We start from the raw sequence: 11,914 nt of genomic DNA on the forward strand, positions 1-11,914 counted from the left end.
CACCTCCTGTTGCCTATAATCGTCAGTTGGAACCCGATTTTGCAGGAGCCGCTGGCTTTTTCTCTGCTTTCGCCTGCTCAGCTGCCTTTTTTGCCTCTTCTTCTGCTTTCTGCTGTTCTTCCACTTGCTCTTTCGCTTTCTGTTCTTCCTCTAACTTCTGTTCTTCTTCTTTCTTCTGGGCTTCTCGTTCTTCTTCAAATTGTTTTATTTCTGCATCAATTTTTTGAAGTTCTTGCTGCTTTTCTTCACTGTTCATTTCGGTATCTGCTTTTATTTGGTTCTGGTATTGAATCAGTCCAAATACAATCAGATCCCGGTCCTCAAGATTTCTTGCAAGATCGAGTGCCTCTTTAGCCTCGCCTCTTCCTATATGAATCCAATATTCAAGGTACTGCGGATCGGATTGAAGGGTCAGCGTGTTTTGCAGGCTTTCCTTTTGGTCTTCTGTCAAAGATTCATTGACTATGTAAGACGATGCTAATTGAAATTTAACAACGTTAGGCATTTCTTCTATGCTGTAGCCTGCAAGGGTGCTGACTACTTCACTGTAATCGTTGCCCAAATAGTATTCATTGCTCTCTACAAACGCTTCTTGTTTAGGATGAAGGGAAAAAAGGGAATAAGCTGTATAAATAAGTGCAGGAACAAGCAAAACAAGAAATCCCAGAGCTATGTACCGTGTAAGCTTCCATTTCTTTTCAGGAATGGATACCAGAGCGGCATTCTTCTTGTCGATTTCCCTCATGTTCTTTTCTATCAGGGTTAACAATTCAGGATAATCTGCCGCTGAAAGCAATTCCCTGGATACTGGTGAAATGTCCAAAGTTTCATTGAATTTCAGATATTGTTCAAAGGTATATTTGGAATCAACAGCAGCTGCAGCACAGGCTTTCAATTCCTGCCATAGCCTGTCCCCGGCCTGTTCATATGGAGGAATACTTTCCATTACACCGTAATGAAGAAAATAGGGCGTAAAGCTTTGGTCAAATAAAATGTTTTCAGGACATATAATCAAATGAAGCCGTGATAACGAGTGATTTTTCACCTTTTTTACCAGCTGATAGGAAAAATTCCACTTGCTTCGCTCTTCTTTTTTATTTAAACTGGAAAAACCCAAATAAGTCTCCGGAGGCTGAACATGAACTCTTAATTCATCTTCAGTCAGAACGATTTCCCGCTTAATGGATGGATCCATTTCTTTCAGCATATCGATTTCTGCTGCTTGATCCAGTTTTACTTTTTCTGTTTGAAAGATGAAAGTATAGCCATCTTCCTTCGTTATGACGGCCTCAAGCTGCTGCTCTAAATAAGTCTGTTTTTTTTCTGACATTGAGAATGACTCCTTCATAGGATTTCAAAACGATCTCCTGTTGTAATTCCGCATTCTACAAGCTTATGGTTGCCTGATAGGACAATCTGCTTATTGGGAACGCGCACCCAATACCCTTCTCGAGGTGGGTCAGAAATGCATCTTGTCTGCCATACTATATCCACTACTTTTTTGACAGAGTGATAATTTGATAGACGCAAATCAAATGTTTCTCCTGTGTAATGCTTCAAATCGATTGTCACTTCAATATACATGCCTTTTCACCTCAAAAATGAAGAAGCGCCATCATCTGATTTAGAATGGGCGCTCCTTTCTGCACTTCATTAGATTGTCAGATCCTATTAACCGCGGATTTGGCCTGCAATGTTTGCATCAGCCTCTTGAAGAGCGTGTGCTGTCTTCTCTAATTGTCTTGAAATATCTTCAACTAAATGCTGCATATCTACGAAAGAAGGCTTAAGCTGTTCATATTGATCTCTGAAAGCGTTGCTTGCTTCCCCTTCCCACATAGCCTGTAATTGACCAATCATGCTGTCTAGACGTCCAATAAGAAGACCAAGCTCTCCACCTTCATTGTTATAACGTTTTGACATATCGACAAGTTCTGCAGGGGTAACGCGAATAATTCCTGACATTTTCATCTCTCCTTTTACACGAATTTACATTAATTGTATAAACAAAGACCATGAAGGTCAATTGTTACTTCTAGAATACTAGTAAAATGGTACATTCTATCTACTATTATGTAATAGAGGAAGAATATTACTGGTTTCCTCAATTCTGTTATTAATTACCCATATATTTTACCGATAAAACCTATTTTAAGGTAATTTTTATAAAATTTTTCCATACTCTTAATGAAATAGTCCCGTTCTTGATTCCGGGATTTCTTGAAAATATATAACGGGGTGCGTGATTTTATCCAACCGGTTCTTTCTTATCATATCGAATGGTCATGTATTGAGCATTCGTATCATTCACCAAGTTGGAATATTGAATCGCGAGCATATGATTGCTGTTAATCTGCTGGCTGATGACTGCTTCATTTTCAGAACGAAGCTTGGTCAGTTCAATGGATATTTGGGCAATAAACTCTGCCGTACTCCCTGCAAGCTCAGCTCTTATCAGATTGGAAAGCTCAACCCCTGCAGAAGCCAGCGTTTCAAGCTGGAAATTAAGAGGATCCGCTTTGTATCTTAAATCCTTAGCAGAATCAAACACGTGCTCTTTATAAAGCTGGTTCACACATATTCCTCCTTATCTGAGATCAAAAATAGAAGCAATGTCCTTTTCTTCTTGAAACATCTTCTCAATGGAGGTCTTAATGGAAGAGATGAGTTTTCTCCCTTTATCGAATTGATCCTGAAAATGAAGGACCGTTACATCTAAACGGTCTGAGAAGACTGCAGGCAGCGCTTTAATTTGTTCATGAACATGAATGCTTTTCACTTCATATTCGCTTCCTATGGCAAGCAGCTTGCGATAAGAACGCGGATTAGATTCCATATCATGAATCTTGCTTAGAAGATCTCCTTTTCTTCTCTCGTAATCCTCAAAGAAGACAGCCTCAAAAGCACGCTGGTATCTTCTCAGAGCAGCCTCCTGATCATCATAGGAATCCATTCCTGATTGATAAATCCTCACAGCTGAAGAGAGATTCACTTCGATTTTCTGTCCATTCCCGCCAACCTTAAAGATAAAGAGACTTCCGCCTTCATAACGTCTGCCTTTCTTAGCAAGTGCATTGGAAACCTGCTGAAGGCTGTGGCCCTCTGCTGCCTCGCCAAATTCCACCTTTGCCTCCTTGATGATGGCTTTAATGGTATCGAAACGTCCGAAAAGCTGATCGATTTTCGCATCAATTGCTTCAAAAAGATCTTTAATAGTAAACATTTTTTGAACAAATTCTATGGGATTAAGAGTTAGAAGTCCATCCATCGCCGTCAAATCTGCAAGACTTGCAATCAAGCTCTGGATTTCCTTTACATCCTTCTCCATTCCTTTAAGTTCATCCACAATAAGGTCAATTTCCCCGCTCGTCAGATCAGTAAAAATGCTCAACAGGACCGGAAGATTTTTAATCAATTGCGGCAGCTGCAGTGCAAAATCCTTGAGATTAACTGCAATCTCGTCAAAATTTTTGACCGTCTCCCAGACCGAATCAAGTGTATCCACCGGGTTATCCGTAATACTAAAATCGCTCCATGTACTTTTTAGATCCTGCAAAAGAACCAGATCAATACCTGTCATCGCCTTGATTAAGCCGTTATAGCCTCCAACACGGTAAGCTGGTGCATACTTTACAAGAAACTTCTGCATCTCATGAAGATCTTCGTCAGAAAGATTGCCGATTCTGTCGCGGATACTCACAAAATCAGGATCAGAATCCAAGATTGTCCGGCTCCCCAAATTAAGAAATCCACGCAGATCAGATGCTGCAAACAGCATGTCTTCTTCGTTGGTGAGGTGGTGAATGTTCTTTCCTTTTTCTTTGTAGTAGTTTTCGGCGAATGCTTTTAGTTCCACTGGGGGGATGGTGTAGATTTTGTTAAAATCGGATTCCTTTATATTATACTTTGTATATAAACTACCTCTGAATTCCGAATCTATTGTTGCCAATTGGTATGCACTTGGGGGAGCGTCATTAATTGCATAAACATTCTCAAAGACACCGTTAATTATGGACAACATTTGAATAAGGTTTCCACCTAATGAATGCCCAACTCCAATCTTTTTCAATGGTATTTCTTTATTTGGTAAATCGACGCCTTTTGCATTTAATAATTTGTATTCATATTCAAGATTTTTATCAATTTCATCACTTACCAGTATTTCAAATTGTAATGCTGAATCAAACTGACTCTCGTTTACGCCTGAAAAAATCCCCATAGCATTATATATCCAATCTAAAGGTTTATCTTCATAGCTATTACCTTCTTTATGTTCACTACCTCTGGTAATTGTATAAGACTGATTTATTCCTTTTTCAGAATCAAAAAAATGTATAATTGTTCCATCAAAACCCGAATCCGCACTTTTACTTCCCTTATAATCATCAGAGTGATAGACTTTTATTTTTGCAGGAGGTTTATTTCCAGTTTCTTCAATATAAATTTTTCTAATGTCTTCCTCGGTAATCGGAACCTGTTTCTTTCCCCCGTATTCTCGTTCAGCGATTCTAGCCCTAATTATATCAGTACCCAACACTTCTTTACTGTTCATAAAATCACCTAAATTACTTGAATTTAATAGAATCTGTAATTTTTTTAATTTTTCCTCTTATATTAGAAGGGGATAGCTCACATGATTGATCTCTGTCTAAGCATCTACCATTATAAATAAAACGGATACCTTTATCTGTATTATTAGATTTTATATAGGCAATATAAGAATAAAAGCCTTTATCATTATTCTGTTTTTCTCCGAAATATATTGTCTTATCGTTAAGTTCATACTTTGAGTATTCACCATCATAGCCTGACACCCTTGACAATAGTTTCGTGTTCAAAGAGATATTCCCTGCATGTGAGCTTTCTTCAAAATTAGTCGAAATAAAGTATGTAATATTTTCTTCATTTAAATTTTCACTAAAACTTAGTGCCTCGTATGTATTTTCAATTTGTTCATAATCGCCGCTGGAGATCTTTGCGTTTTCAGGAAACAACATCGTATATCCCTTTGTCTTTGATTGGAATGTATAATACCCTTCTTCAACCTCTTCATTTGAAGTCAAAAATTCACGTGTAAACTCATCTTTAAATGCTTCCGTATCAGGCATTGACGAAGCATCTATTTTACCGCTTTCTTTTTCTTTGCTCATTCCGCAACCCCCAGTAAAGATCAGCATTAAAACCAGACTAAGCTGTATTATTTTTTTCAATGGATGGGCTCCTTTCGGATATCTCGTATGTACTCCATCTTATTACTACCACATTTTCCCACTAGCGTTCAATATGAAACTTGAATAATGAAAAAATTACTACTTAATACATGTGAGTTATTGCTTATTAAATTCCATATACCCCCCCCTTATTTTCCGGCAATTATATGACTATGTTTCTATGAGATTTAAACTTATCTTTTCAAAAAAACCTCTCCCAAATACGGAAGAGGTTTTTTTACTTAATCATTTCATTGACTCCTCACCTAGCTATTTGCAAGCCTGGCAAGTGATTCTTTCAGCACCTGTACACCTCTGATGCAGTCAGGGAGTGAGGTCCACTCCTCTGGTGAATGGCTTTTCCCGTTTAAGCTCGGCACAAAAATCATGCCTGAAGGCACATATTTTCCCAGTGTCATTGCGTCATGCCCTGCTCCGCTGGGAAGAAAGAGCGAGGTCATTCCACTCGCTTCAGCAGATGATTGGATAACTTCCTGTATATGATCTGGTACGATCACAGGCGATATATTGATGCCGTCGTTTATGTCAACAGTCACTCCTCTTACCTTTGAGAGATTCATTGCTTCATCTTTTAATGCGGAAATCATGGCATCTCTGGCAGCCAAATCAATATCCCTTGCATCCACAATGACCTCTGTTTTGCCGGAAATAACGTTCGTCCCGTTTGGAAAGACGTTTATTTTTCCGACCGTTGCAACAGCCGTTTGGCTGAACCTTCCCGGCGCCTGTTCAACTTTTAAAATAAATTCTGCTGCTGCCGCCAGTGTATCCCGGCGAAAGTTCATCGGCGTATTACCCGCGTGATCTGTGTTGCCTATAAACGTAAAGCATGTCCAGGATGGACCGGCAATGCCGCTCACGATGCCGATGTTTTTGTTTGCTGACTCGAGGCGTTTTCCCTGTTCAATATGAAGTTCAAGAAAAGCATGAATATCCTCTGGATTTCTGTACGAATCCTGCACTCGTTCCGGATCATGCCCGCATCTTACCATTTCATCGTATAGAACGTTACCTTTATCATCTTTAAATGATTTGAAATCTGCTGCGTCAACTTCACCCATCATGACTCGGCTTCCAAAAATTCCATTTTTAAACCGTGCTCCTTCCTCGTCTACAAAGACAGCAAGCTCAATTGAACGCTTTGGCTTCTCTTGTTTAGAAGCGATGGCCTTGATCGCAAGCAAACTGCTCAAGCATCCCAGCGGCCCGTCAAATGCCCCGCCATTTGGCACACTGTCCAAATGAGAGCCTGTCATCACGACTGGAAGATCAGGCGAGCTCCCATGAAGCGTGCCGAATAAATTTCCGATCGCATCTTCCCGGACGTCTAAGCCAATTTCCGACATCCATTCTTTAAAAACGGACTTTGCCTGTTTCTCTTCATTCGTATAAGGAAATCTTGTAATGCCTCCATCTGGAGTTTTTCCGATATCAGCAAGGATTGATAGTTTATCCGCCAATTCTTCTGAATTGATTCCCTCGAACTCTGGGCACTGATCAAGCTCCTCCAGCAATCTTTCTTTGGAAAATATGGCAGCCATTTATAATTCCTCTCTTTCTATGGTAAATGTATATTTGCACCCGGACTGGGTGAATTACCAGTTGAATTCCATAGACAGCTCTTCTTACAGAATTTTTTAATATTTCTTATTATAAGGAATTCTATTTATTTCGCAAACCGTAATTCTTTTGTGAACCCTTAATTGAATGCGATAAAAGGCAGAAGAAAATTTTAAAAAGATTCTGCTTCATTTCCTACTATTAAGGGTAGAAAGTAGGATAGCAGAAAGAACACAATGAAAAGGGGAATTCTGGATGGAACAAAATCACACAATGATGCAGTTTTTTGAGTGGCATGTACGACCTACTGGAACACATTGGAACAGGCTGAAGAAGTTAGCGCCGGAGCTAAAGGAAAGAGGCATTGATTCCGTTTGGATTCCTCCCGTTACAAAAGCCCAATCTGGAGATGATGTCGGGTATGGTGTGTATGACTTATATGATCTGGGAGAGTTCAATCAAAAGGGGTCTGTCCGAACGAAATATGGATTAAAGAAGGAATTAATTGCTGCCATTAAAGCCTGTCACGATAACGGCATTGCCGTTTATGTGGATTTGGTTATGAATCATAAAGCAGGTGCTGATGAGACGGAACTATTTAAAGTGATTGAAGTGGATCAGGAGGACCGCACTGAAGAATTATCGAAGCCGGTTAATATTGAAGGCTGGACAAAATTCAACTTCCCCGGAAGAAAAGGAAGGTATTCGTCTTTTGAATGGAATTTTGAGCATTTTAATGGAACGGATTACGATGCGAAAAACGATAAAATCGGCATTTTTAAAATTGTCGGTGACAATAAAGACTGGAATGAAAATGTTGATGGGGAATTCGGCAATTATGATTACTTAATGTTTGCCAATATTGACTATAATAATGAAGAAGTTCAGGATGAAATGATTTCATGGGGCAAGTGGCTTTCAGATACGCTTCAGTGTGATGGGTACCGCCTTGATGCCATTAAACATATCAATCATGAGTTTGTTCAGCGGTTTGCTGAAGAGCTTTATGAAGACCGCGGAGAAGATTTTTATTTTGTAGGCGAGTTTTGGAAATCAGACTTAAAGGCATGCCAGGATTTCCTTGATAAGATTGACTACAAAATGAGTTTATTTGATGTATCTCTTCACTACAAGCTTCATGAAGCATCCATGAAAGGAAATGAATTTGATCTCTCAACCATTTTTGAGGATACACTTGTGGGCTCCCACCCGGAACATGCCGTCACATTTGTTGATAATCATGATTCCCAGCCTGAGGAAGCGCTTGAATCATGGGTTGAGGATTGGTTTAAGCAAAGCGCTTATGCTCTGATTCTCCTCAGAGAACAAGGATATCCTTGTGTATTCTATGGTGATTACTACGGAATTGACGGAGACAACCCAATTGATGGCAAAAGAGAAGCGATTGATCCCCTCCTTTATGCCAGACAGACAAGAGCCTATGGTGAGCAGGAGGATTACTTCGACCATCCAAATACAATCGGATGGGTAAGACGCGGCGCAGATGAATTCGACCGTTCAGGCTGTGCAGTAGTCATTTCAAATGGAGATGAAGGGGAAAAAAGGATGTGTGTCGGCGAGCACCATGCAGGTGAAGTATGGGTGGACATAACTGGCACCCGTGAAGAGCATATCACTATTGATGAAGATGGCTTTGCGACGTTCCCGGTTAACGGAAAAAGTGTTTCTGTCTGGGCTCGTCCAGATGAAGATGTTGAATAGATGAAAGTGAACAGCCGGTATCCTGGATAAGGAAACCGGCTGTTCTTTTTGTTTTTTAATTAGCGTCCAATAGAATGGCTACTTTAAATAAATCTCCATCCACTTCAATCTCCAATCGGCCTCCATGAAGTTCAACAATTGATTTGGCAATTGTCAGGCCCAGTCCAGAGCCTTCGGTATGACGTGATGAGTCTCCGCGTTTAAACCGTTCAAATAACTCATCAGTGTTTTCACTGAGCTCATACTTCGTTACATTCTTAAAAGAGATGAGGACTTGATCCCCGGTTTTTTTAACGGAAAGGTACACTCTAGTATTCTCTAAGGAATACTTAAGGATGTTGCCAATCAAATTTTCAAACACTCTCCACATTTTTTGCCCATCTACGACTGCATAAACAGGTTCATCCGAATGAGTCACCCTGAATTGCAGGGAAGACTGGCTGATTGCTTCATTATATTCAGCAAGCGCCTGCTGCAGAAGCTGTGCAATATCTACTTTTTGTTTTACTAGATCAATATTGCCGCTCGCCATTTTTGAAGCCTCAAACAAATCATCAATCAGGATTTTCAGGCGCTGTGATTTACGGTCGACAATTTGCACATAGGAATCTCGTTCCTCTTCTGACAGGTTCGGATTTTTCAATAATTCCGTATAGCTGATGATCGAAGTAAGCGGTGTCCGCAAATCGTGGCTGACATTCGTAATCAGCTCCGTTTTAAGCCGTTCACTCTTTACCTGCTTCTGATGTGAAGTTTTTACGCCATGCTTCAGAGCATTCATATTCGAAGCAAGTGTCGCAAGGGCCGTTTTCCCCTTAACCGGCAGGTCCGTTTCAAGGTTGCCCAGCATAATGTCATTTGAGTTCGCCACAATTTTATTAAAATAGCCAATTCGTTTAAACATAAACAGCACAACCGGAAGGCCAATAACCAGAAAAGCAGGAATGTAGATAAGCAGGAATGCGGCCTCTACAATCACTGCTGCCGCTCCCATCCCAAAGCAGAAAACAATGCCTAGCAAAATCAAAAGCTGAATGCCTACCTTCTGAATCAGAAACGCGTCTGCCACCGCCTTCGCAAGCTTGTAAAGAATCGTTGTTTTCCATTCAGTCTTGAAATGGCCTTCTGTTTTAAAGCAGTGAATGAGAAGGACAGCCTGAACGATGAGTGCTGAGATAAACAGCGTTCCAATAACCAAAAAGATAAAAGCGTAGAGCCATTCGTATCCATAGCGGAACGGATAATAATCGATCACTCCGAACATACAGATGATGCTTCCGATAAGCGCAATGGCTGTGAAGAGAATTTTCACATCCAGAGGCAGGCGGAGGTACACCTGTGCCCAATTGCTTTTGAGAATGGGTTCAAACAGCGGACGTTTTCTTAGAAGAAATACACTGATGAAAAGGGCTGCAAGTCCGCTGATGGAATGTCCGTAATAGAGAGCCTGTGATTTATTAAAATCCCGGAATTCAATCATGGTTTCGCTGTCTGCCGGTGCATTTTTTGACAAGGCGATTTGTCCGGTGAATCTTGTTTCCTCTCCTCTGGTTAGATCCTCCGTAATATCACTGCTTCCAAAATAATGAAACCCATCTGTTGAATAGATATAGCCTCTTGATCCCGAAAATTTTTCAATATAGTACATGTCTTTTTGATTGATAAACTCCTTTGGATCATCTTTCTCAGACATTTGCAAGTTTGTGTGAACTTCTTCTGAATCGATGCTTTTCAAGTAATAAACAAACTGATTTTTATTTGCTTCATATTCAGACTTAGGATACTTATAGTTTTCTTCAAAGAATTGATCGATTTTCTGTTCTTTTTCTGCGATAAGCTTTTTTCGGACATGCTCATCATCTTTAAAATTCATTGTGATGTCTGCTATTTTTTTATTCTTTTCTTCCGTCAGCACTTTTTCAACTTCACTGTTTCCGTTTTCCTTAGCAGCAAAAATTTCTTCTTCGTACTGACTTTCTATGTTCGTAATCTGGTCGGTTAAACTTCCGTATCTGTAGCGGTGTTCTTCGATTTCTTCTGCAGATACGCTTATCTTTTCCTTAGCTTCTTCTTTTGTCGTGCCGTTCAATTCATATAAGCTTAAAAGATTCGTAAAGTAGTTTAGCCGTTCTTGAAATTCGTTAGACTGAAAATAGTTTTTAAATAAGTACCTGTCACCGTTTGCAGCACCTGAAAACAGACCGCTGATTCCGTAAGTCAGCAGCATCATGATCAGAAAGAACGTCAGACTATTTTTCCATTTTGTACCCAATTCCCCATACCACCTTTAAATATCTCGGATTTTTAGGATCAATCTCTATTTTTTCTCTGATTTTTCGGATATGGACGGCAACGGTTTTTTCGGCGTTGTAGCCAGGCTCATTCCAAACCCGCTCATAGATTTCGCTGATGGAAAACACGCGTCCGGCGTTCAGCATCAGCAGCTCTACAATGCTGTATTCAATGCGGGTAAGTTTTACGTTCTCGCCGTGCACCGTCACTTCTTTAGCTGTTTGATCAAGGGTAAGACCATTCAGATCTACCGTCTTTTTCACACCTTCGTATGTACCAAGCGTCACATACCGTCTTAGCTGTGATTTCACTCTGGCAATCAGCTCCATGGGGTTGAACGGTTTGGTCACATAGTCATCTGCCCCGACCTGCAGACCGAGTATCTTATCGGTGTCTTCACTTTTAGCACTCAGAATAATAATCGGAATGTTTTTTTTCTCACGGATTTTAAATGTTGTTGAAATGCCGTCAAGGCGCGGCATCATAATATCCAGTAGAATCAAATGTACAGAGTGCTCATTCAGTTTTTCAAGAGCTTCTATTCCGTCTTTTGCTTTTATCACAGTTATGTTTTCATTCTTTAAATAGATTTCAATCGCATCGCGAATTTCTTTATCATCATCCACTACTAAAACGTTATAATTTGTCATTTTCTCACGCTCCTTTCAAAAGTATATCTGTTTTCATGTTATTATCTACATTCTAATGGGAAATTCTTAACACTCTGTCTGTGGAATGTTTAAGAATTTCTTAAGAAAACAGCCTATATTAGCTAAGAAAGAATCGCCTATGCTTTTCTTTAACAATACGGGATAATGTAAAAAAAGATTTGGGGTGAATGTTTCTTTGGAAACTTATAAGAATTGTCAGAGCTGCGGTATGCCATTATCCAGAGATGAACATGGAGGCGGTACAGAAGCAAACGGTACTAAAAGCAATAAATATTGCAGTCATTGTTACCAGAATGGAGCCTTTACAATGCCAGACATCACTTCAGATGAGATGAAAGAAAAAGTAAAGGGTAAAATCAAGGAGTTTGGTTTTCCTGGATTTCTTGCTGGTTTATTTACACGCAATATCCATAAGCTTGAACGCTGGAAATAAAGATG

11 protein-coding genes are annotated in these 11,914 nt (G+C 39.9%); 2 read left to right on the forward strand and 9 right to left on the reverse strand.

From position 1 onward, the window contains the following. Positions 1-22: 22 nt before the first annotated feature. The 7 genes from essB to K8L98_RS24440 all read right to left on the reverse strand — a co-directional run bounded on the left by essB (position 23) and on the right by K8L98_RS24440 (position 6,772). Complete coding sequence (essB, locus tag K8L98_RS24410) at positions 23-1,330, reverse strand: type VII secretion protein EssB (protein WP_223438753.1); 1,308 nt, start codon at positions 1,328-1,330, stop codon at positions 23-25. A 14-nt stretch (positions 1,331-1,344) separates the two neighbouring features. Then, positions 1,345-1,584, reverse strand: a complete 240-nt coding sequence (yukD, locus tag K8L98_RS24415) for an ESX secretion system protein YukD (RefSeq protein ID WP_223438754.1) — start codon at positions 1,582-1,584, stop codon at positions 1,345-1,347. A gap of 87 nt (positions 1,585-1,671) precedes the next feature. Continuing rightward, entirely contained in the window at positions 1,672-1,965 is a 294-nt protein-coding gene (locus K8L98_RS24420; RefSeq protein ID WP_223438755.1) for a WXG100 family type VII secretion target, read from the reverse strand. 283 nt (positions 1,966-2,248) lie between these two features. Then, positions 2,249-2,575: a hypothetical protein gene (locus tag K8L98_RS24425; RefSeq protein WP_223438756.1), complete on the reverse strand. Its 327-nt coding sequence runs from the start codon at positions 2,573-2,575 to the stop codon at positions 2,249-2,251. 12 nt (positions 2,576-2,587) lie between these two features. Beyond that, complete coding sequence (locus tag K8L98_RS24430) at positions 2,588-4,552, reverse strand: DUF6792 domain-containing protein (RefSeq protein WP_223438757.1); 1,965 nt, start codon at positions 4,550-4,552, stop codon at positions 2,588-2,590. 13 nt (positions 4,553-4,565) lie between these two features. Continuing rightward, entirely contained in the window at positions 4,566-5,150 is a 585-nt protein-coding gene (locus K8L98_RS24435; protein ID WP_223438758.1) for a hypothetical protein, read from the reverse strand. A 326-nt stretch (positions 5,151-5,476) separates the two neighbouring features. Beyond that, complete coding sequence (locus K8L98_RS24440; protein ID WP_223438759.1) at positions 5,477-6,772, reverse strand: Zn-dependent hydrolase; 1,296 nt, start codon at positions 6,770-6,772, stop codon at positions 5,477-5,479. Positions 6,773-7,046: 274 nt separating this feature from the next. Between K8L98_RS24440 and K8L98_RS24445 the strand changes: the two genes are divergently transcribed. Next, positions 7,047-8,513, forward strand: a complete 1,467-nt coding sequence (locus K8L98_RS24445; RefSeq protein WP_223438760.1) for an alpha-amylase — start codon at positions 7,047-7,049, stop codon at positions 8,511-8,513. Between the two features lie 55 nt (positions 8,514-8,568). On the opposite strand, the gene K8L98_RS24450 is transcribed toward K8L98_RS24445, so the two are convergent. Both K8L98_RS24450 and K8L98_RS24455 read right to left on the reverse strand, forming a co-directional pair. After that, on the reverse strand, positions 8,569-10,785 hold the full coding sequence (locus K8L98_RS24450; RefSeq protein ID WP_223438761.1) for a sensor histidine kinase: 2,217 nt from the start codon (positions 10,783-10,785) through the stop codon (positions 8,569-8,571). After that, positions 10,763-11,455, reverse strand: coding sequence for a response regulator transcription factor (locus tag K8L98_RS24455; protein WP_223438762.1), 693 nt, complete (start codon positions 11,453-11,455; stop codon positions 10,763-10,765). The genes K8L98_RS24450 and K8L98_RS24455 overlap by 23 nt, the downstream gene beginning before the upstream one ends. A 196-nt stretch (positions 11,456-11,651) precedes the next feature. On the opposite strand from K8L98_RS24455, the gene K8L98_RS24460 reads away from it, so the two are divergent. Continuing rightward, entirely contained in the window at positions 11,652-11,909 is a 258-nt protein-coding gene (locus K8L98_RS24460) for a zinc ribbon domain-containing protein (protein ID WP_223438763.1), read from the forward strand. The last annotated feature ends 5 nt before the right edge of the window (positions 11,910-11,914 follow it).

It is taken from the genome of Metabacillus dongyingensis, assembly GCF_019933155.2.
Classification (GTDB): domain Bacteria; phylum Bacillota; class Bacilli; order Bacillales; family Bacillaceae; genus Bacillus_P; species Bacillus_P dongyingensis.